Source organism: Francisella hispaniensis FSC454 (assembly GCF_001885235.1).
Lineage (GTDB): Bacteria > Pseudomonadota > Gammaproteobacteria > Francisellales > Francisellaceae > Francisella > Francisella hispaniensis.
Genome location: NZ_CP018093.1, coordinates 1,175,962 through 1,198,835, shown reverse-complemented (window position 1 = coordinate 1,198,835; position 22,874 = coordinate 1,175,962). Strand labels below are relative to the sequence as shown.

Here is a 22,874-nt window from a genome sequence, read left to right as displayed (position 1 = left end):
CTATTGGAGTACTAGATGACAAAAGAAGATTTGCTCTCTGATCTAAAAGACTTGATGATTGATGGTAAGGAAAGGGGATACCTAACTAGAGCTGATATTTTAGATGCTTTGCCAGGAGATGTTTCTGAAGATCCTAAAATATATGAAGAAATTGAGGCTATACTTATTGACGCGGGTATTGATGTATATGATAGAACTCCGCAGTTAGAAGAAGATGATGAAAGAAAGGTTAGCGAAGCTAATCTTGATGATCTAAAAGGTAAGACTTCAGATCCTATTCGTATGTATATGCGTGAAATGGGTATTGTCGATCTTTTGGATAAAAAGGGTGAGACAGATATTGCTATTAGGATTGAGGAAGGTACTACAGAAGTATTTAGTACTATTTTAAGCTATCCGATAGTAATCAAAACTTATATTGAGCGTTTTCGTGAGCTAGAAGAAAAGGCTATAGATTATATGAACTCTCAAGATATTGAAGATGAACCTGTAGCTAGATATATTCGTTTTAATGAGATTATGGCAGGCTTTAGTGACGAACAAATAACTGAAGAAAAAATTGCTGAAGATGATCATGAGGAAAAAATTGATACTCAAAGGGCTTATGAATTCTTTACAAATTTAGAGAAAATGTTTGAAGAGTATCAAGAAAAACCTAACAAAAAACTTTATAGTAAAATAGTTAAGGAGTTTGATAATTTAAGGCTATCAACATCTCATTTGCAAAAGTTAGTTGATTATATTAGACTTCCTTATGCTCGAGTTAAAGAATTCGAAAGAAAAATTTTAAGGCTCTGCGTTGAAAGATCAAAAATGCCGCGTCAAGAGTTTATTAAAATTTATAAAGTCGGTTCTGTAGAATGGTTAGAGCCATTAACTAAAAAGTATAAATTTACTGAAAATACTATTAGAGAAATAAATAACCTTACTAAGCAAATCAACCAATTCCAAATTTTAATGATGATGGATATTGAAGAGCTTAAACAGGTAAATCTTGAGATCTCAAGAAGCGAAGCTAAGATTACTCAAGCGAAAAAAGAAATGATAGAAGCAAACTTAAGATTGGTTGTTTCTGAAGCTAAAAAATATACTAATAGAGGCTTACATTTCTTAGATATTATCCAAGAAGGAAATATTGGCTTAATGAAAGCTGTAGATAAGTTTGATTATCGTAAAGGCTTTAAGTTCTCGACATATGCTACTTGGTGGATACGTCAGGCAATTACTCGTTCTATTGCAGATCAGGCTAGAACTATTCGAGTACCTGTACATATGATTGAGACAATCAATAAAGTAAATAGAATTAAACGTCAGATTCTACAAGAAAAGGGGCGTGAAGCTACAGAAGAGGAGATTATCGAACATACTCCTAATATGACTAAAGAGAAGCTTAAAAAGATTTTGAATATTTCACATACACCAATTTCAATGGAGAGTCCAATTGGTGATGATGAAGATTCTACAGTAGGAGATTTTATCGAGGATAAAAATAACTATTCTCCTATAGAAGCGGCTAATTTAGAAAATTTACGTGAAGCAATAAAGGAGCTTATTGAAACTGGCTTAACTGAGAGAGAAGCTAAAGTTCTAATGATGCGTTTTGGTATTGGTATGAATACTGATCATACTTTAGAAGAAGTAGGTAAGCAGTTTAATGTTACTAGAGAGCGTATTAGACAAATTGAGGCTAAGGCTCTTAGGAAGCTTAAACATCCTTCTAGATCAGCATTTTTGAAAACTTTTTTATAGTTCTATATCTTTAATTTTCTTAAAACTTCTTAAATTTTATATTTTGAATATTCCTCTTAACTTATCTATAGCTTTAGTTCTTGTTATAATTTTAGTAGTTAAATAAGGGGGGAGTATGAAAAAAATAATAGTTATAGGAGCTGGGTTTGTTGGAATTAATTTTCTCAATAAAATAGCCAAACAAAGTAAAAACAAATATCATATCATTTTATTTGATAAAAATAATCATCATGTTTTTCAGCCAATGTTATATCAGGCAGCTACGGCTTTTATTCCTTTAAATAATGTTGTTGTTCCTATCAGAAAATTATTTGCTCAAAAAAATATAGAATTCAAAATGGAAGAAGTCATAGATATTTTACCTAGCCAGCAACTAGTTAAGACTGAAGCAAATAATTTATATTCATACGATTATTTAATTGTCGCAACTGGAATACAATATGATTATTTTGGTAATGATGATTGGCGAGAATATACTTTTTCTCTAAAAAGTGCCTATGATGCTCAGAAGATTAAATCACACATTCTTACACAATTTGAATTAGCTGAAGTAGCTCAGACTGATGAAGAGAAAAAATATTATTTAAGTTTTATTATTATTGGAGCAGGAGCAACGGGTGTTGAAATCACGGGAGCCTTATTAGATCTTTTACATACAGATTTTTTAAAGACTTATCATAACTTTTCAATAGATGATATTTCTATTTATTTAATTGAAGGAGGTGATAAAATTCTTTCAGCATTTCCAAAAGAGCTATCAAATCATGCTTATAATTCATTAAAAGCGAGAAAGGTAAATATTCATCTTAAAGAGCCTGTAATTAATATTTTAAATGGCCTTGTAATTACTGAAAAAAGTAGTTACCAAGGAGCTACAATTATTTGGAGTACTATCTTAAAAGGTCAAGGAATAGGCAATTGGATGAGTAGTCAAATCGAAAAAGGTAAGATAGCAGTTTTAGATGATCTAACTCATCGAAATTTTAAGAATATATACTTTGCTGGTGATATTTCTTATGTCAAAAATAATCCACTACCAGGTTTAGCAGCAGTAGCTAAACAACAGGGAAAGTATATTGCAAAAACTATTATTAAAAGAGACAAAAATAAAGTGTATAACGATTTTAAATATAAAGATTTAGGTAATATGGCTATTATTAAAAAGCATGAGGCTATAGCTAACATATTTGGAATGAAGTTCAAAGGTAAGTTAGGTTGGTTTATATGGGGAGGAGTACATATAACTTTTTTAATTAGTATAAGAAATAAGTTTGTAGTTAGCTTCAATTGGTTAAGCTATTATATCTGCAAAAGAATAGGCTCTATTGAATTTATAAAATCTAAGAAAACCAAAAAAGTAAATAAATTTGAAAATTAAGAGGTCTATTCACTTAATTGTGTAAAACTTCTGGATTCTTTTAAAGTCGATAGCCCCTAAATAAGTTATAGATATTTTTTAACCAACAAATTATCTATATGATGATAAGATTTATTTAATATCTTTAAGGGAATTAAAGAGCTTACTATGACAAGTCCCTTTTTTATAGAATACTGGAGGATAGCCAATTTCTGCTTTCACAGTTATAGTTTGTCCACCTTTGTATTCTTTATTTGAGTATATATGTATCCAATCATTACCTTTTGGCAGATATACATCCCATTCAGTAACACCTTGTTGATGTACAGGAGCTACTAAAAGGTCTTGACCCAGCAAATATTGATACTGAATATCATAACATAGAGGATCATTTTCATAGTGAATAAATAAAGGTCTTTGTACAGGTATGCCTTTTTGATGGTTTTCATTTACTAATGACTTTATATAAGGTTTAAGGGTAGTATATGTATTAACCATTTTTGCTAGGTGTTTTACAGCTTCATCATCTTGCTCAAACTGGAAGTTTTCATCAGGTCTGTTACCTTCGTGTGTTCTCATAACTACCGTAAATGCCGCCATATCTGCCCAGCGCATAAATAATTCTTTAGTTCTTTTCAATCCATGTAAAGAAGTGTAGCCACCAATATCACTATGATGTAATCCCATTCCACTCATTCCTGCTGACAATGCTGCTGGCACAACTGATGCCAGACCATCATGCAGGCTAAAGTCAACACATTGGTCGCCAGCCCATAAAAGAGTATTATAAGGTTGGAAGCCATTAAATCCAGCACGCATAAAGAATAATATTTCTCCTAGTTTGCCAGTTTCTTTAATTGCTTCATAATTTGCTTTAGCCCATAGCCTTGGCCAGTCGTTATGTGCTTTTTTTGCATCTATGCCGCTATGTAAAGTACAGTCTACAGGTAAGTACTCCCCAAAGTCTGCCATCCAACCATCTAGACCAAAGTCAATCATTTCTTTTTTAATAACTCTATTTTTGTACCATTCAAAGGCTTTTGGGTTTGTTAGATCAACAACACCACAGTAGAATTCGCCAAAATCAACTAAATACTCGTCACCATCTTTCGATTTAGCAAAATATCCAAGTTCAAATGCCTCATTATATAAGGGATAGTCTTTTACTAAATATGGATTTATATAACCTAAAAATTTTATACCTCTATCTTTTAGTTTAGGTATCTCAGTATCAAGGTTTGGGTACATTTCTTTATCCCATTGCCAGTTCCAATTTAGTCGTTTACCAAAACTTGTGACTCTTTTACCTTGCCAATCTTGTGCCCAAATTCCAGCTACTTTTACTCCTTTTTTGATTATATCATTAGTTTTTCTTAATACAGTTTCAGTACCATTTTGTAGGCCTACTATTAGACCATTATAAACCCACTCTGGTAGATTTGGCTGTCTACCAAAAAAATCTGTCAATTTCTCAAGTAAAGATATATAACTATCAGCTGTTCTAAATACTATGTTTTGAGGGATTTCCCAGCATTCTAATTCATGAAAATCATCATTTTTAAAGTTGAAATCCATATAAGCTGTACTATTCATATGGCAGAAGTATTTATGTGTGGAAATAAAAGTTGATTGGGGATAATTTGTATTATAATAATCTCCCCCAGCTTTATCTTTTACATCAGCCATCCATGTAACCAGAGTGCTTTTATCACGACCAACACCTGGCTCAGATGTCCAAAGTGGGAAATTTCTGCCTCTAAGGTTAAAGTATGAGAGTTGTTCCCCACAACCATATACTTTTTCATTACTATTAGCATTAATCCTTATCCAGAAGCGATTGAACTTGTTATCAATAGCTTTAAAAGATATTTTAAGCTGGTTGTCAGAATCATCTAAAGACATTTTTAATACAGGTTTACTATTGTAAAATAGTTGGAATGTATTATTACCTTCACAGATGGTTTCTAGGGGTAATCTCTCTGAAATGTAATCAGATATATTGAAGTTACCACGATACATTTCCATTGAATCCTGACCTTTTCCAATGAAAAAAGCAGGCTTCTCGGTACTATGTTTTATAAGAGTTATATTATCATAAATTATTTCTAATTCATTATTAGTGTTATTATTAACTTTTAGCATTACTATTTTACCTTTTTATATAAGTTTTCATATTTTGTTCCAGTCAAATCTTCACAAACTATTTTGACTTCTTGATTTACTTCAGCTTTAGAGCCACCTTTTTCTAGTCTGGATATTTCTTCTTTGATTATTTCAAAATTTTTTGGTGTTATTTTAAATCTAGTTGAGAAATATATTCCTATGAGTATTAGTATTATAGGTACAAATATAAAAACGTATCTCAAGGAGAATAGAGTGCTTGCAGATTGGTAAGCTAAATGAGGATTATAACCAATCATCTGTAATATTAGACCAATTAGTGGTAAGACAATAAGTCCTTGAGATACTTTACGTGCAGAAGACATTGCCCCAGCATAAACACCTGTTCTTCTTTCTTTACTAAGTAAAACATCAACTTCTGTAACAAAACTAAGCATAGCCATTGGTATCATATAGCATGGCGAAAGTCCAACTCCTATTAAAATGAAGCTAATAGAAATAGTCAATGCAGTAGCATTATTTTGATTTAGTAGCAGTAATCCCAGCATTGATAAAAGCCAGATTACAGCTCCAATGCGGTAGCTTGTGGCTTGACTAAATTTATTTGCAATAAATACATATACAGGTAAAACACATATTTGAGCAAGCCACATTGTGCTTATATAAGAAACTAGTTCTGGTTTTTCAAGATATGTTTTAATGAAGTATACACTTAATGTCATCAGAAAGTCTACAGCAGTAAATGCAAATAAATATAGTCCTAGTTGTGCACGAAATGATTTATTTTTGAAAGCTGATGCAAAAGAATAAACAAGAGTAGTTATTTTCGATACAAAAGTCTCTTTGTTCTGTTTTACTATTTTATTACTTATAGTTATTTCCTTAGTTCCAAAAAATACAGCAATCCAGACTATTGCATATAAAATCGAGAACATTGTTGCCATAATAATATACGCTTTATCACTGTATGTATAAGTAGCTAATATTATTGGTGCTACAGACGTTGCTAATATTGATGAGAATTGTGAAAAACCCATTCTAAAAGCGGATAATCTAACACGTTCGTTATACTCGTTGGTCATATCCGCTATTAGCGCGGCATATGGAGTAATAACCATAGAATATACAATATCAAATATACAATACATTGTTAAATAATATATAAAAGCTTGTATATCTGTGACATTATTAACTCCAACTTTTAATGGAGTCATCCACATTGGTATAAAAGTTATTATAATAGGTATTATACCTACTAAAAAGAAAACTCGCCTTCTGCCAAAACGTGTATTTGTTCTGTCTGATAGATTACCAAAAAAAGGATCTGTGATAGCCATCCAAAATCTACCGAATCCAAATAGTAGTCCTGCCAATATGGGAGATAAGCCAACATTATTTGTCAAAAATATCATAAAGAAGGTGCCTATAAGTACAAAAGCTCCTCCACCAAAAATATCTCCCATCCCATAACATATGTAATTTCTAAGTTTTAATTTTTGCAAAAAAAGTACTCTTTGTGACATATTTAAATTAACTATATAATAAATGTATTTAGCAATAGAATCACCTAATGGTCCAGCAAAAAATACCGGTTAACTGAAGTAGCTTATAATTTATAAAAGATTCTTGTTTATTCTTTGATGTGCAACTCAAATACCAACTATTATGCAGAAAAAGCTAAACTTGGCGATCCCTTAAGCATAAACCACAGATAAATCAATTGATTAGCCAAGAGCTTGCTTTGTAAACATTAAATAATCTCAGAGTAGTAAATAAATCTTCAGTACTAAAACTAAATTGTAAATCAAAAGAAATAAGTGGGTAGAAAAGTTTTTTATAATAAGCTTTTGTTATTTTGATGAGTATTTTTCTGTAAATGTCAGCAATGCAGCCTTGGATGTCTTTAGGAAGATGCAAGAAGTTACTATTGCCAAGAGAATATCATTGCAACTCAACAAGCTCAAGTTGAAGATGAGATTAATTAATAAAAACTATAATTCTCAAATAGAATTATTTAGCAAAGTTACAAACTCAGCAGTATATTGCTGTTGAACTTTTTTGATATCAGCTTGTTGATAGAAATCAGCTAATTGACACATTTTTAGACCACTATAACCACAGGGATTAATATAGCTAAATGGTGTAAGATCCATATTAGTATTTATAGCAATACCATGATAGCTTTTACCTTGTTTGATTCTTAAGCCTAAAGAAGCAATTTTTTGATTGTTTATATATAAACCATGAGCTCCATCAATAATATGAGCTTTTAGGTTATAATATTTATCAAGCATATTAATACAAGCTTGCTCAACAGTTGTTACTAATTTTTTGGCGCCAAGTTTATTTCTCTTAATATCAAGAAGAAAATATATCACCGCTTGACCTGGACCGTGATAAGTAACCTGACCACCACGATCAGTTGCAACTATTGGGATATTATGCGGATTTAAAATATGTTCTGGCTTACCATGTTTACCTTGAGTAAAAACAGCAGGGTGTTCAACTAGCCATATTTCATCAATAGTTTCAGAAGTTCGTGTTGAAGTAAACTCAAGCATATTCTCAAACACTTTGGTATATTGTTGTAAACCCAAGTCTTTTTGGTAAATATTATTACTCATGACAAAATTTTATAAAACCATGTGAACTTCTGGATGTGCTGAAATTTCTTTGTAGATATTATCTAGCTGTTCTTTACTATCTGCAGTAAAAATTGCAGTTATAGAAATATATTTGCCAGTTTTACTTTCTTTAGTGTTAAAATCAATTTCGCTGTGATTTGGTACATATTTCTCAAAAACACTTAGAATGAATTCAACAGTTTCTTTTTGAGGATTTGCCATTATTTTTATTGGAAATTGACAAGGGAACTCAAAAAAAGTTTCTTGTTGATTATGATTATTATTTTCAGACATTTATAAACCCTTAACTATAAACTTATGGTTATTACCACCAACCTTTTTGTGAAACATCATTCATAGCAACTACAGGTACACTAGCAATTTTCTCCTTAGTATCACCTAGTGTAATCACTAAATTACCTACAGTTTGACCTGTTTTAATAGGAGCTTTCAAATTTGGATTAAACTCTATACCTTGTCTTAGATAAGGGACATAAGTTTTAGGTACTGTTTTATAAATATTTTGATTTGAAGTCACAGTTATTTTTTGTCCAGCTTTTGCATTAGGAATATTATCCGCACTGATTGTAACAGGAGAGTTTGCTTTGTATAAAAGTACATTTTCATATTTGCTCAGAGCATATCTTAGTAGTTTAGCTGATTCTGAATCTCTCTTAGCAGAACTAGTAGTACCAAGAACTACAGAAATAAATCTCTCGCCATCTTGTTTAGCAGATGAAACTAGACAATATCCAGCCGCATCAGTATGACCAGTCTTCATACCATCAGCTCCATCAAATGTGAATAGTAATCTATTTCTATTATTTTGTAATACGAAATTATCCCCTTTAGGGAAAAGTTTATTACATTTATCTTTAGCTTGATCATCAAGATCTTTAGTTGTATAGCTTTCTATGACATTTCCAGTAGCGCGATCAAACTTAGGTAAGCACTGTTTACGATCAGCAATACTTACTGAGTCTTGTTTTGTGGCATTCCAAACTAAGCCCTTATCATCGTATACTTTATATGCTTCTGGGAAATTATATATGTATGATCTTGCAAGCAACGCCATATCATGAGCAGTAGTATATTGCTCACCACCTGGAAGTCCATCTGGATTAGCAAAATGAGTGTTATTCATGCCAATAGCCTTGGCTGTTTGATTCATCAAATCAGTAAATGCTTCTGTAGTTCCACCAATATATTCAGCAAGAGCAATAGTAGCATCATTACCAGAGACGACATCCATACCAGTTACAAGATTTTTCACAGACACTTTAGCACCAGCTTTGACATACATCTTTGAGCCACCTGTAGAAGCAGCATTCTCACTAATCGGAATCATTGTATCCCAGCTTAGATTACCTGCCTTTATTTCACTAGCAACTATATAAGAAGTCATGATCTTAGTTAAGCTTGCAGGAGCTCTTCTGACGTCCATATTTTTTTCACTAACAATATCTCCAGTACGATAGTTCATCGCTACCCATGCTGGAGCATCTAGTTCAATATTTGCGGGTCTTACAATAATATCTTTCTGCGCTAGTCCATTGCCACCGTTAAAGTAAGGATCGGAGCCGGCAGATATATTGGGTGCAGCAAAAGCTACACTTGCTGTTATACTAGCTGTCAATAAAGCTATTTTTGTTAATTTCATTATTTTCCCTCTTAAGATTTTATCAAAGTTGTTAATTTTTAGACTCATAACTTTAAGTATTTTAATATTTATGTATTATAAATACAAAGGTTTTTGTGATAGACTCTTGGTTAGTGTATTAGGTGTTAAAAGTTGGCAAAAATTTAGGAGAAATTACGATGCTAAAAAATATACCTTGTGGAAAAGATATTCCTAACGATTTTAATGTTGTAATAGAAATACCTCAAGATAGCGACCCTATAAAATATGAGTTTGATAAAGAGAGTAACATGATTGTTGTTGATAGATTTATGTCATCTACTATGAGATATCCTTGTAATTATGGTTTCGTGCCAAATACTCTTTATGATGATGGAGACCCTATAGATGTACTAGTTTTAGCACCATATCCTTTAGCAGTTGGTTGTGTTATAAACTGTAGAGCTGTAGGTGTCTTTAAAATGGAAGATGATGGTGGTGTTGATGCTAAAGTTATTGCTGTGCCAAGTTCTAAGCTAACTAAGGAATATGATCATATTAATGATGTTGAGGATTTACCAGTATCTTTAAAGCAAAAAATTGAGCATTTCTTCACACATTACAAAGATTTAGACTCAGGTAAATGGGTTAAAGTCGAAGGCTGGGATAATGCAGCATTTGCAAGAAAAGAAATCGAAAAATCTGTAAAAAACTATAAATAGTTTGTTCTTTTTTTTTAATGTATTTTAGTCTTTTTATCATTTGTGATAATATCTTTAATTGAACTTAATAATTCTTTTTTAAACTTAGTAATGAAAATAAATCACTCAAGAAATATTAAACTATTGATACTCGATGTTGATGGAGTATTAACAGATGGTAAAATAATCATAACTAATAATGGTGATGAGCTTAAAAATTTTGATGTCAAAGATGGTTTAGGGATTGTCCTTGTGCAGAAACTGGGAATTAAAGTCGCTATTATTACAGGTAAACAATCAAAAATTGTTGCTGATAGATTTGCAAGCTTAGGATTAGATCCTCAAGATATTTTACAAGGACAGAAAAATAAACTAAAAGCTTACGAGCTTCTCAAGGCTAAGTATAAGCTAAATGATGATAATATAGCATATATGGGAGATGATCTGCCAGATATAATCTTGATGAATAAAGTAGCTATTTCAGCGGCACCAGCCGATGCTATGACTGTTGCTAAAGATTATGCTGACTATATTTGCCAAGCTAATGGTGGTGCTGGAGCAGTAAGAGAATTTTGCGAATATATTATGAAACAACTAAATTTATATGAAAAGGTTGTTAAAGAGTATATCCAAAGTGGTGGAGTGAGATAAACAAGCAATGAAGTTTTTTACAAAATACTCCTTATTTGCTAATTTACTCTCTATAATTATAATTATTTCGTCAATGTTATATATAAGCTATAATGCTCTTGATGGTGGTAGACCACTTAAAAATATACCGCAAAAAAACCGTATTGAATTAAGAGCATTTGACTTTAATTATAACAAGTATGATGCTAGTGGTAACCTTGCGATGAGTTTTTTTGCTAAAGAGTTGCAACGTTATCTTAATCAAGATTTGCATATGACAGATATTACCGAAAAAAGCTATGATAAAGCCACAGAGAAGCTTGATTGGCAAGTACAAGCAAAACATGCTCAACAATTAGCAGATCAGAATCTGATACACTTATATGATGGTGTTAATGCTATTATGATTACAAAAAAATCAGCAGATAATAATCAAAAGATTTCTGATAGTGATTCAACACCAGATAAGATCTATATAAAAAGTTCTGAAATGTTTTATAACTCAAGTTCTAAAGATTTTTATAATAACAGATTTACTAAAATGTATGATCCTAAAACTGGGAATAATACTACTGGAACTGGAGTAAAAGGAAATTCAGAAACTAAAATTATAAAATTAAGCCAAAATGTAAGGAGCTATTATGCGACGAGCTAGGCTATTTATTGTAATTTTACTTTTAACTACCTCAAATGCTTTTTCAAATATTGAAGAAGATAAAATTGATTATAGTTCTCCTATGTATAATTCTTCAATACAGGAGGATAATGCAACTGATGGGGAAAAAGAGAATAACTCGGATGATAATAACCTAAAAGAGTACGGCCCTGTAACTATTTGTGCAAATAATGCTGTTTATGATGATACTAAAGGAGTACTAACTTATTTAGGCAATGTATTTGTAATGCAAATTCATAATAAGCATATTTTATGTCATCAGCCAAATAACTTAAAAAAAGGTGTAAGTTATTTCATAAGAGACAATACTTTACCATTTAAACAATTACAACAAAAGTGGTTAGAGCAAGCAAAGTTATTATGTTCCCAAGAGCAAGAGTGTAATTTTATCTCTGGACAAAAGCTAATTATAAAGTTAGACAAAGATAGAAAAATAAAGACTTTCACAATGCTTTCAGATGGTGATGAGAAATCACGATTTTATACATTTCCGACTAGCTCTAATGCTAACTATATCAACTCAAAAACCGTAACTAGAGGTCCTGTTGAGGGAAGTTCTAAAAAAATTATTTATGATGTTACTAATAAACATTTAGAGCTTTATAAAAAAGCTATAGCTTATCAAAATGACAATGTATATCGTGGCGAAAAGGTGATTTTTGATATAACTCATGATTTGATATCTATACCAGGTAGTGTTGATAGAAGGTCGACAATAATATTGGATGGTCTTCAAAACCAAACAAAAATTGATACTGGTCTTACACCTATTAGTCAGTACAAAAACAAAACAAAGTAAAAGTTTTAAGGCTGGAAGTTTATAATTAATAAATTTAACTAGCAGATAAAAAGATTTAGAGATGTAGGTAAAAATGGAAAGATACACATTAGAAGCTAAAAGATTAGGCAAAAAATATGGTTCACGCTGGGTTGTGAATAATGTCTCTATGAAAGTTTCAACAGGTGAAATTGTTGGTCTTTTGGGTCCAAATGGTGCCGGAAAGACAACATCATTCTATATGATTGTAGGCTTAGTTGCGGCTACGCGTGGTAAAGTACGCATGGGTCAAGAGGATGTCACAAAAATGCCGATTCACTTGAGAGCCAGAAGAGGATTAGGCTATTTGCCTCAGGAGGCTTCAGTATTTAGAAAGCTAAGTGTTGAAGATAATATTGTCGCAATTTTAGAAACTCGTAAAGATCTAAATAAAATTCAAATCGAAGAAAAACTCAATGAGCTTCTAGACGAATTTAGTATACAGCATATTCGTAAAAGTTTAGGTATGAGTTTATCTGGTGGTGAGCGTAGAAGAGTTGAGATTGCTCGAGCATTGGCCATGGATCCTAAATTTATCCTACTTGATGAACCTTTTGCAGGGGTCGATCCAGTGTCGGTGATAGAGATTAAAGAGGTTGTCCGTCATCTTAAAGATAGAGGTATAGGTGTTTTGATTACAGATCATAACGTACGTGAGACGCTAGATATTTGTGAAAGAGCCTATATTGTAAATGCTGGTAATATGCTTGCAGCGGGAACTCCAGAGGAAGTTCTAGCTGATGAAACAGTTAGAAAAGTATATCTAGGTGAAGATTTCAAATTATAAAAAATTTAATCATAATTTTTATTGTCTATTTGTCGAGGAAAGCAAAAAATGCAAATTGATCTAACAAAGTCAAAAGTGATTTGTGTCGGAAGAAATTATGTTGAGCATATTCATGAGCTTAATAATGAAGTTCCTGACAATCCAGTTATTTTTATAAAACCTAACTCAAGTATAACTAAAACTTTAAGGTTGTCTTCAAAAAGAGAAACTCATTACGAATGTGAAATAGTTTTTATTTTTGATAATAATTCAAATATAAAAGCCGTCGGTTTGGGATTAGATCTGACTGATAGAAATTTACAGTCAAAACTTAAAGCAAAAGGCCTACCATGGGAATTGGCAAAAGCTTTTGATAATAGTGCGGTGATTAGTGAGTTTGTTGCAATAGATAGTAAAGACATTGCATTTTTGAATTTCAAAGCATATAAGAATGATATACTAATTCAGCAAGGTAGCTATGATTTTATGATCTATAAACCTCAACAAATTATAGATTTTTTGCAGCAAAATGAAATCTCAATCTATGAAAATGATTTACTAATGACAGGAACTCCTAAAGGAGTTGGTGTAGTAAATAGTGGTGATAAGTTTAAAATTGAGTTATTTTGTAGAGATAAAAAAATATTAGCAACGACTTTTTAGGTATATAAAAATATGTGGGCGATTGTAGGAAGTAGTGGTTTTGAATCTTTTGATGACTTTGAGATTATAGAAGAATTACCGCGAGAAACGCCTTTTGGTTTGTGTTCGAATGGTTTATTTAAAATAAAGGTTGAAGATAAAGAAGCATTATTTCTCAATAGAACTGGTTTAGGTCAGAATATACTACCACATCAAATAAACTACAAAGCAAATATTTACGCACTAAAGAAATATGGTGCCACCTCAATTATTGCCTTATCTTCGGTTAGAAGCTTAAGAGGAGAGCTAAAACCTGGTGATATGGTTATTCCATATCAGTTTATTGATAGAACTAAATCTCTAAGAGAGTTTACATTTTGCGAGCAAGGATTGCTAAATTATGTTTCACTTTCAAAACCTATAACAGAGAGTATTGCCGAAGAGATTAGAGCAAAGAAAAAAGAATTTGATTTTGAGATTCATTTTAAACAAAGTTATGTGTGTATCGAAGGTCCACAGTTCCCTACTATAATCGATGCTAAATGCTTCCAGAGTATGGGAGGCGGTGTTATAGGTATGACAGCATTTCCAGAATTTGCTTTAGCAAGGGAGGCTGGATTGAACTATATTAGCTGTAACTTTATTGTTGACTATGTTCCTTGGTCATATGATGTTAGAAATTTATATAACGTTTTAGAAATACGTGAGACAAATAATCTCAAAGCAGAAAAATTAGTTAAATGGTTAGTTAATAACTTGCCATTTTATGCTGAAAATGACTGTCATGAGCTAGGTATCGCTAGATACTTATCCACACCTATAGAATCACTACCACCAAATAAAAAAGCATGGCTAAAAGTTATTGCTAAAGATAATTCTCAGCATGAAAAAGCACTTGAAGCAGAAATTCTCAAGAAAGTGCCAGATTTATATGGTGGTATTAAAATTATACCAGCAAAATTACAAGATTTATTGACATTTATAGGTAAATTCGATCGTGAAGGAAATAGAAAAGATTTAGAGGCAACTCGAAAAGCTGCTGCATCACTTGATCTATATAGCTACCCTAAAGTTGACTTAGAAAATGTTGAAGATATCCAAATCACGCATGATGATGGTCATAATATTCCAGTTAGAGTATACAATCCTAAAGTTGATGAGAAACTTAAGGTGATAATTTTCTCTCATGGTGGAGGATTTGTATCTGGCACTTTAGATTCATTTGATGCTTTTTGTCGCAAACTTGCACTAACTACAAATAGGGTAGTTTTCTCGGTTGATTATCGTTTAGCTCCGGAGCATAAATTCCCAGCAGGTCTAAATGATGTTGAGTATATTGCTGAGCATATTTTCCAACATTCAAAGAAATTTGGTGTTTCTAAAAAGAAATTTACACTGATGGGAGATAGCGCTGGTGCTAATCTAACAGTCTTAGCAACATATAATTTACTACAGAAAGGCACTGTTAAAATCGCTAATAATATTATCTTATATCCATCGGTAGATTTATCACATATGCCTACAAAATCACTAGAAGATTTTGCTAGTGGTTATATCTTAACTAAAGCGAAAACCATGTGGTATTCGGAGCTATATGTGCCTGAAAATATCGATAAGCGTTCTCCAGAAGTTTCTCCTTTTTATATTAAAGAATTAGATAATATGCCGAGAACTTTAGTTATGACAGCAGGTTATGACCCTTTGAGAGATGAAGGATTATTATTTGCAGAAAGGCTTATTAGGCATGATGTTGAGGTACAACACTATCATTTTGATAGTTTAGTGCATGGTTTTATTAATTTCTCAAAACTTATTCCAAAAGAGATGGATGTTTTACATTCTAGAGTTGTTAAATTTCTTAGTTAATTATGAAAAACTATCTACTACAAATCGAATATTTTGGCAAAAATTACTGTGGGTGGCAAAGACAATCTCATTCCCCAAGTATTCAAGCAGAACTTGAAAAAGCACTATCAAAAATAGCAAACCGAAATATTAATGTCACTTGTGCAGGTCGCACAGATACCGGCGTGCATGCTACTTCACAAATTGTTAATTTTCATTCTGATGCGGATAGGCCTTTAAGCGCATGGCAGCGTGGTACAAATGCTTTACTACCTCATGATATTAAAATACTAGCGGTCCAAGAAGTTAATGATGATTTTAACTCAAGATTTACCGCTTTAAATAGAACGTATAATTATCTTATCTACAATTCTGCAACTAGCTCACCAATATTCGCTGAACATTGCTTATGGGAGAATAGAGAACTTGATATAGATAAGATGAATCAAGCTTGTAAATATCTTCTTGGTGAGCAAGATTTTAGTTCTTTTAGGTCATCACAATGTCAATCAAATACACCATTTAGGAATATCCAAAAAGCTGAGTTTATCAAGCAGGGTAGTTTTATTGTTTTTGAGGTTGTTGGTAATGCTTTTTTACATCATATGATTAGAAATTTAGTAGGCTCATTATTAAAGGTAGGCTTAGGTTTTGAATCTCCTGAATGGATTAAATTAGTATTAGAAGCTAAAAATAGAACACAAGCAGCTGAGACAGCTAAAGCACATGGTTTGTATTTTGTCGGTGTTGAATATCCGGAATTTAGTTTCAAACGGCAAATAATTAAATTGTTTTGTTAGGTTTAATCTGATATTAATTATTTAATAGATATAAAATTATAAATAAAGGATAGCGATGAAAAAACTATCTACAATGGCTGTAGTGTTTATCTCCACTGGGGGAATGATTGGTAGTGGCTGGCTATTTTCGCCATATTATGGTTTTCAAACAGCTGGACAAGGAGTGATAATTTCTTGGTTTATCACAGCTTTACTGACGTTACTTGTAGCATTATGTTTTGCTGAAGTAGCTTCAATGCTACCAATAGTTTCTGGAGCAATGAGATTTTTGCGTATTACTCATTCGCGTACATTAGGCTTTTTATTTGTTGCCTTAGGGTGGATTAGTTATCTTGTCTATTTACCATTAGAGGCGCAATCTGTAGTGCAGTATTTAGGCTTTTGGTTTCCAAATTTAGTTATTTCAGATTCAACAGGTGTTTTTTTATCATATTATGGTGTTTTTGTTGCATTTGTAATTATGCTAAGTTTGACATATCTAAATACTTATCAACTAAAAAATGTTGCAAAGATAAATTCAATTGTGAGTATTTGGAAAATATTTTTACCCATAGCTATTGCTGTAGGAATGTTAGCATTCTATGGATCTTTTAAGAATTATCAAGCTAATACGGCTCATACAAGTGTAAATTTTGAGCATATTTTATTAGCTGTGACAGGTTCAGGCTTAGCTTTTGCATTTTCAGGGTTCCAAAATGGTCTAATAGTTGCTAACTCTGCCAAAAATCCTAGATTAGCAATTCCACTATCTTTGATAGCTCCAGTTGTTGTTGGCTTAACAATGTATATATCTTTATCATTGTTATTTATGTTTTGTGTTCCTGAGTCAGTCAATGGTTTCAATGCTGGTGTAGCGCCACTTTTAGGTTTACTAAGCTTATTTAGCTTGCATATTATCTATACGATACTCTTTATCGATGCCATCGTAGCACCTCTCGGAACGGGTAACGTTTATACAGCTGTAACTGGTAGAGTTTTGCAAGCATTTGGTTTAGAGTTTTTCAAAAAATCAGTTCTGACAAGACTAAATAAAAATCATGTACCGATCTATTGTATTTGGATTAACTTCTTTGTTGGTTTAGTTTTCTTATTTCAATTTCCTACTTGGACAGCTTTGGTAAATTTCTTATCATCTTTAGTTTTATTTAGTTGTTTATCAGGACCTGTAGTACTGATTATATTTAGAGATAAGTTTTCAGATATCGAAAGAAAGTTTAAGCTTCCTTATTATCAGCTATTTGGTTATTTAGGCTTTATAGCTTGTTCATATTTTATATATTGGTCAGGAACTTTTAATCTGTTGTGTCTTGTGATTCTAGTAGCATTAATATGTCTATTGTATTGGTTTATTTTTATGCGCCAATTTTTTATTCAAGTATTTAAGCAAACATGGTTTGTTTGTGCTTATATTATAACTTTGTGGACTATTTCATACATCCATGAATTAAACCTAGTAACTTTTCCTTATGATAACTTATTAGTTGCAATTGCTAGTATTATTTTTCTTAAAATATTTATTATTAGCCAAGCTGCTACTAAAGATATTGAAGAAAATATCAAAGATGTAATGTCAGAGGTTGAAAATCTTAAAAGTACTTAAATATCATTTTTATCATTAAAAGCTAATTACAATCAACTTCATTTAGGATAAAATAACCTTTTAAGAAAATGTTTATTTTTATAAAAATGACAGATATACATAATCATAAGATTTTGATTTTAGATTTTGGCTCGCAATATACCCAGCTTATTGCTCGTAGAGTAAGAGAAGTAGGGGTTTTTTGTGAGATTTTCCCTCATGATATAGCGGCTGATTTTATTAAAAATTATCAAGCAAAAGGAATAATTTTATCAGGTGGTCCTGAGTCAGTTTATGATTCTTATGTCAAAGCTCCTGAGATAATTTTTGAGCTTGGAGTTCCTGTTTTGGGGATTTGCTATGGTATGCAAACAATGGTAATGCAGCATGGTGGTGAAGTAAAAGGAGCCGATCAAAGTGAGTTTGGTAAGGCAATTATAAATATACTGAATTCAACAAATAACATATTTTCAAATATGGAGCATGAACAACTAGTTTGGATGAGTCATAGTGATAAAGTCACTCAAACTGGCGAGCACTTTGAGATAATTGCTTCTTCGTCGAATGCCCCAGTAGCAGCTGTTGCACATAAGACTAAGCCTTTTTTTGGTGTACAGTTTCATCCAGAGACTACTCATACAGAGAATGGTAAGCAAATTATTGAGAATTTTGTCGTTAATATTTGTGGTTGTGATACTCTGTGGAATATCGAAAATATTATCGAAAATGATATAAAAGAAATTAAACAAAAAGTTGGTAATGATAAAGTAATTTTAGGGCTATCTGGCGGTGTTGATTCATCTGTTGTAGCCGCGATACTACATCAAGCTATTGGCGATCAACTAACTTGTATATTTGTAGATACTGGTTTACTGCGCCTTAATGAAGGTGATCAAGTTATGCAAGTATTTGCAGAGCATATGGATATTAATGTTATTCGTATAAATGCAAAAAACAGATTTTTAGATGCTTTAAGAGGTATCTGTGATCCCGAACAAAAACGTAAAATTATCGGTAAGCTATTTGTTGATATTTTTGATGAAGAGGCTGCCAAGATAGAAAACGCTAAATGGCTTGCGCAAGGTACTATCTATAGTGATGTCATTGAATCAGCTGGTAATAATCAGTCTAAAGCACATGTAATTAAATCACATCATAATGTTGGTGGCTTACCAAAAGAAATGAAACTTAAGCTTTTAGAGCCATTAAGAGAACTTTTTAAAGATGAGGTTCGTAAATTAGGCTTAGGTTTAGGATTACCTTATAATATGCTTTATAGACATCCATTTCCTGGTCCTGGTCTTGGAGTACGTATATTAGGTGAAATTAAGAAAGAGTATGTAGAAACTTTACAAAAAGCTGATGCTATATTTACAGAAGAGCTTTATAAACATAATTTATACCACGATGTTTCTCAAGCTTTTGGAGTATTTTTACCTATTAAATCGGTAGGTGTAGTTGGAGATCAGCGTAGATATGAGTATGTAATAGCTCTAAGAGCTGTGGTTAGTATCGATTTTATGACTGCAACATGGGCTAATTTACCTTATGATTTTCTATCACTAGTTTCAAATAGAATTGTAAATGAAGTAAAACAAGTATCAAGAGTTGTGTATGATGTGACAGGAAAGCCACCTGGAACAATTGAATGGGAATAACGCATCTCCGTGCTATAACGTAAATGTTTAATTATAGAAGTATTTTTTATACTTTTAAGTTAGATGAAGATTTTAAGCTATGTCAAAATATACTATTTTAGATAAAATAAATACCCCGTCTGATCTTAAGTTAATCCCTGAGAGTCAGCTCAAAATCTTATCATCAGAGCTGAGAGCTTTCTTAGTAGATACTTTAGATGTAAGTGGTGGGCATTTTGCAAGTAGCCTTGGTGCTACAGAGTTAACAGTTGCCTTGCATTATGTTTATAATGCGCCATATGATAATATCGTATGGGATGTAGGACATCAGACATATATCCATAAGATTCTTACTGGTAGAAAAGATAAACTTATCACAATTAAAAAAGATGGTGGGATTTCAGGCTTTCCTAAACGTAGTGAGAGTGAATATGACACTTTTGGAGTTGGTCATTCAAGTACATCTATAAGTGCTGCCTTAGGTATGGCTATAGCTGACAGATTACAAGGTAAATCTTCTGATACCGTAGCTGTAATCGGAGATGGCGCTATAACTGGTGGTATGGCTTTTGAAGCTTTAAATCATGCTGGCGGTATTAAAGAAGATATTCTTGTTATTCTTAATGATAATGAGATGTCTATTTCTGATAATGTTGGAGGACTTTCGGCACATTTCAGTAAAATTATCTCCGGTGGTTTTTATAATTCTATACGTGAGAAAGGTAAGGAAGTATTAAAAAATATCCCACCAATATTTGAATTTGTCAAAAAGATTGAAACTCAAACTAAAGGTATGTTTGTACCAGCAAATTTTTTTGAAGATTTGGGGTTTTATTATGTTGGTCCTATTGATGGTCATGATGTTACAGAGTTAGTCAAAACCTTAAGAATTCTTAAAGATCATAAAGGTCCAAAACTTTTACATGTGATTACTAAAAAAGGTAAGGGCTATACAAAAGCTGAATCAGACCCAATTAAATTTCATCATGTTGCACCAAGTTTTCATAGTGGTGAGAATATAACTACCAAAATTTCTAAACCAACTTATTCAAATATATTTGGCGATTGGATTTGTCAAAAAGCTGCTAAAGATAAGCGTTTAGTTGGGATCACGCCAGCGATGAAAGAGGGTTCTGACCTAATTAGGTTTTCACAACTATATCCGCATAGATATTTTGATGTAGCGATTGCTGAGCAACATGCAGTGACTTTTGCTGGTGGCTTAGCTTGTCAAGGACTAAAACCAGTTGTGGCAATATACTCAACATTTCTACAGCGAGCTTACGATCAAGTAATACACGATATAGCTCTACAAAATCTAGATGTTTTATATGCAGTAGATAGAGCAGGTCTAGTTGGTGCTGATGGTGCGACTCATGATGGTAGCTTTGATTTAGCATTTATGCGCTGTATTCCTAATCATGTGATTATGACTCCAAGTGATGAAAACGAAGCTTATCATATGCTGGAGCTTGGCTATGAGTATAATGGTCCAGCTATGGTGCGTTATCCACGTGGTGCTGGTGTTGGCACTGAAATTACTGATAGTTTAGATCTAGAATTAGGTAAAGCAAAAGTTATTAAACAAGGTTCAAAAATTGCAATTTTAAATTTTGGAACTTTATTACCTCTAGCCAAACAGATAGCTGAGAAGTATCATGCTACAGTTATAGATATGCGTTTTGTCAAACCACTTGATGAAGCTATGCTTGATAAGGTATCCCAAACTCACGAGATAATATTAACTTTAGAAGAAAATTGTATCGCTGGAGGTGCAGGTTCTGCTGTTAATGAATATTTTGTAGCTAAAGATCTCAGCAATAAGATGACTGTTAGAAACTTTGGGCTTCAAGATAAATTTCTCAATCATGGCACAAAAGATTTATTATTAGCTCAAAGTAATATTTGTGTTGAAAAGATATCTCAAGAGTTAGATAAACTACTATTAAAATAATTTATAATTTATAAAAGTAAACTATTCAAAACTAAGATTATATCAATAATTATGTTTCAAGAGTTTTTATAATACTATAAAATTTTTGATATAAAAATAATTATATCTTTTAATAATTTATGAGAAAAATAATCTTAGCTATTACAATACTAGTATTATTATATATCGTTTACTATGTGTTTTTTGAAAATAATTATAATAACTGGCCAATAGTTAATGCTAAACCGCAAGGAGAAACTATTGTAGCTTTTGGTGATAGTCTTACAGCAGGATATGGCGTTGATAGAAAAGATAACTATCCATCACAGCTTGCCAAAATGCTCAATCGCAAGTTATAAATATGGGTATATCTGGCGAGACTACTCAACAAGCATTACTAAGAATTAATAAAGTAATTGCCAAAAAACCTAAGATAGTTCTCATTACACTTGGTGGTAATGACCTTAAAAAGAAAATTCCTGCAGGTGAGGCTTTTGATAATCTAAAACAGATAGTTAATATTCTTCAAGCAAGTGGAGCTTTAGTAGTTATCGGCGGCATCGATATTCCGTATTATAAAAATGATTATGCGCAAGATTATATCAACTTTGCTAAGAATAATGGATGTCTACTTGTTCCAAATGTCTTAGCTGGATTGATCGGACATAATGATTTGATGATTGATGCGGTACATCCTAACGCAAAAGGCTATACCATTATGGCAAAAAAATTCTATATGATCATTGATAAATATTTAGATCAAAAATAATATAAAAGTTTTACTAAATGCCTTTATTCAAATTTGAAATGCCTTGTTTTTGGTAAACATGATATACATCTAAGCTAAGCTTCCTTCTAATATATGGCAAAGAGAAGTAGCCTCGAATATATTTTTCACCATCTTTATTTTCATCATAAACTATGATGTGATGATAGTCTGAATTAATCAGAGTATTAAGGACATGACCTATCTTTGAGTTTTCAATAATTGAAAAAGAAACAACATTAGCTTTAGCTATTGGTAGCATAATATCACTTGCTATTAAGTCTGCAGGTTTTGTGCCAGAACTTCTAGCTCTTTCATTTAATGCTTGGCTTTGTATGTAGTGTAAAGAAATACTTCCTATAACTTTGTCTTCTCCATCAATTACAAGGATAAAATCTTTATGATTATCTATTAATTTCGTTTTTATATCCTTTAAGTTTACATCAGCATTGACTACTAAGGCATCGTGCTCTTTATAGTCACGAAACACATCTAAAGCTGGACTATCTAAATATAACAGATGATTAACATCATCTCTTAGATAACTTACTGATTTAGCATCTGTAAAGTGAGAAAGTTCTATCTTTTTAAATTCTTTTAGATCCACAGGAAT

19 protein-coding genes and 1 pseudogene are annotated in these 22,874 nt (G+C 32.0%); 14 read left to right on the top strand and 6 right to left on the bottom strand.

Features of this window, described 5'->3' with window-relative positions; all coding sequences use genetic code 11:
• The first annotated feature begins 15 nt into the window (after window positions 1-15).
• Window positions 16-1,749 carry an RNA polymerase sigma factor RpoD gene (gene rpoD / locus FSC454_RS05860; RefSeq protein ID WP_066045353.1) on the top strand — a complete coding sequence of 578 codons (1,734 nt, stop codon included), beginning with the start codon at window positions 16-18 and terminating at the stop codon, window positions 1,747-1,749.
• Between the two features lie 115 nt (window positions 1,750-1,864).
• Window positions 1,865-3,127 (top strand): NAD(P)/FAD-dependent oxidoreductase, encoded by a 1,263-nt coding sequence (locus FSC454_RS05855; RefSeq protein WP_066045354.1) that lies wholly within the window; start codon window positions 1,865-1,867, stop codon window positions 3,125-3,127.
• A 111-nt stretch (window positions 3,128-3,238) separates the two neighbouring features.
• Here the strand turns inward: FSC454_RS05855 and FSC454_RS05850 are convergent, their stop codons facing one another.
• From FSC454_RS05850 to dacD, 5 genes are all read right to left on the bottom strand, one after another.
• Entirely contained in the window at window positions 3,239-5,248 is a 2,010-nt protein-coding gene (locus FSC454_RS05850; RefSeq protein ID WP_066045356.1) for an alpha-glucosidase, read from the bottom strand.
• 2 nt (window positions 5,249-5,250) lie between these two features.
• A complete protein-coding gene (locus tag FSC454_RS05845) occupies window positions 5,251-6,729 on the bottom strand; it encodes an MFS transporter (protein WP_066045383.1) in 1,479 nt (492 codons plus the stop codon).
• A gap of 498 nt (window positions 6,730-7,227) precedes the next feature.
• Window positions 7,228-7,851: a lipoyl(octanoyl) transferase LipB gene (lipB, locus tag FSC454_RS05840; RefSeq protein WP_066045358.1), complete on the bottom strand. Its 624-nt coding sequence runs from the start codon at window positions 7,849-7,851 to the stop codon at window positions 7,228-7,230.
• Between the two features lie 9 nt (window positions 7,852-7,860).
• On the bottom strand, window positions 7,861-8,145 hold the full coding sequence (locus FSC454_RS05835) for an HP0495 family protein (protein WP_014548174.1): 285 nt from the start codon (window positions 8,143-8,145) through the stop codon (window positions 7,861-7,863).
• 31 nt (window positions 8,146-8,176) lie between these two features.
• Window positions 8,177-9,511 (bottom strand): D-alanyl-D-alanine carboxypeptidase, encoded by a 1,335-nt coding sequence (gene dacD / locus FSC454_RS05830; protein WP_066045360.1) that lies wholly within the window; start codon window positions 9,509-9,511, stop codon window positions 8,177-8,179.
• A gap of 158 nt (window positions 9,512-9,669) precedes the next feature.
• On the opposite strand from dacD, the gene ppa reads away from it, so the two are divergent.
• The 12 genes and pseudogenes from ppa (at window position 9,670) to FSC454_RS05770 (ending at window position 22,264) form a co-directional block, all read left to right on the top strand.
• Window positions 9,670-10,191: an inorganic diphosphatase gene (ppa, locus tag FSC454_RS05825; protein ID WP_066045362.1), complete on the top strand. Its 522-nt coding sequence runs from the start codon at window positions 9,670-9,672 to the stop codon at window positions 10,189-10,191.
• Between the two features lie 90 nt (window positions 10,192-10,281).
• On the top strand, window positions 10,282-10,821 hold the full coding sequence (locus FSC454_RS05820; protein WP_066045364.1) for a KdsC family phosphatase: 540 nt from the start codon (window positions 10,282-10,284) through the stop codon (window positions 10,819-10,821).
• A gap of 7 nt (window positions 10,822-10,828) precedes the next feature.
• Window positions 10,829-11,455 (top strand): LPS export ABC transporter periplasmic protein LptC, encoded by a 627-nt coding sequence (gene lptC / locus FSC454_RS05815; protein WP_066045365.1) that lies wholly within the window; start codon window positions 10,829-10,831, stop codon window positions 11,453-11,455.
• Window positions 11,442-12,275 (top strand): LptA/OstA family protein, encoded by an 834-nt coding sequence (locus FSC454_RS05810; RefSeq protein ID WP_066045367.1) that lies wholly within the window; start codon window positions 11,442-11,444, stop codon window positions 12,273-12,275. The genes lptC and FSC454_RS05810 overlap by 14 nt, the downstream gene beginning before the upstream one ends.
• A gap of 73 nt (window positions 12,276-12,348) precedes the next feature.
• Window positions 12,349-13,080 (top strand): LPS export ABC transporter ATP-binding protein, encoded by a 732-nt coding sequence (gene lptB / locus FSC454_RS05805; protein WP_003021125.1) that lies wholly within the window; start codon window positions 12,349-12,351, stop codon window positions 13,078-13,080.
• A gap of 48 nt (window positions 13,081-13,128) precedes the next feature.
• Window positions 13,129-13,722 (top strand): fumarylacetoacetate hydrolase family protein, encoded by a 594-nt coding sequence (locus tag FSC454_RS05800; RefSeq protein ID WP_066045370.1) that lies wholly within the window; start codon window positions 13,129-13,131, stop codon window positions 13,720-13,722.
• Window positions 13,723-13,734: 12 nt separating this feature from the next.
• Complete coding sequence (locus tag FSC454_RS05795) at window positions 13,735-15,567, top strand: alpha/beta hydrolase fold domain-containing protein (RefSeq protein ID WP_066045372.1); 1,833 nt, start codon at window positions 13,735-13,737, stop codon at window positions 15,565-15,567.
• Window positions 15,568-15,569: 2 nt separating this feature from the next.
• Window positions 15,570-16,346 carry a tRNA pseudouridine(38-40) synthase TruA gene (truA, locus tag FSC454_RS05790; RefSeq protein WP_066045374.1) on the top strand — a complete coding sequence of 259 codons (777 nt, stop codon included), beginning with the start codon at window positions 15,570-15,572 and terminating at the stop codon, window positions 16,344-16,346.
• A gap of 55 nt (window positions 16,347-16,401) precedes the next feature.
• Window positions 16,402-17,946, top strand: coding sequence for an APC family permease (locus FSC454_RS05785; RefSeq protein ID WP_066045375.1), 1,545 nt, complete (start codon window positions 16,402-16,404; stop codon window positions 17,944-17,946).
• A gap of 86 nt (window positions 17,947-18,032) precedes the next feature.
• The gene (gene guaA, locus FSC454_RS05780) at window positions 18,033-19,583 is read left to right on the top strand and encodes a glutamine-hydrolyzing GMP synthase (RefSeq protein WP_066045385.1); all 1,551 of its coding nucleotides are present in this window, start codon (window positions 18,033-18,035) and stop codon (window positions 19,581-19,583) included.
• A gap of 79 nt (window positions 19,584-19,662) precedes the next feature.
• Window positions 19,663-21,516: a 1-deoxy-D-xylulose-5-phosphate synthase gene (gene dxs, locus FSC454_RS05775; RefSeq protein WP_066045377.1), complete on the top strand. Its 1,854-nt coding sequence runs from the start codon at window positions 19,663-19,665 to the stop codon at window positions 21,514-21,516.
• A gap of 119 nt (window positions 21,517-21,635) precedes the next feature.
• Window positions 21,636-22,264, top strand: a pseudogene (locus tag FSC454_RS05770) (arylesterase).
• 13 nt (window positions 22,265-22,277) lie between these two features.
• Here the strand turns inward: FSC454_RS05770 and FSC454_RS05765 are convergent.
• Window positions 22,278-22,868 (bottom strand): CBS domain-containing protein, encoded by a 591-nt coding sequence (locus tag FSC454_RS05765; RefSeq protein ID WP_014548187.1) that lies wholly within the window; start codon window positions 22,866-22,868, stop codon window positions 22,278-22,280.
• Window positions 22,869-22,874 lie beyond the last annotated feature (6 nt).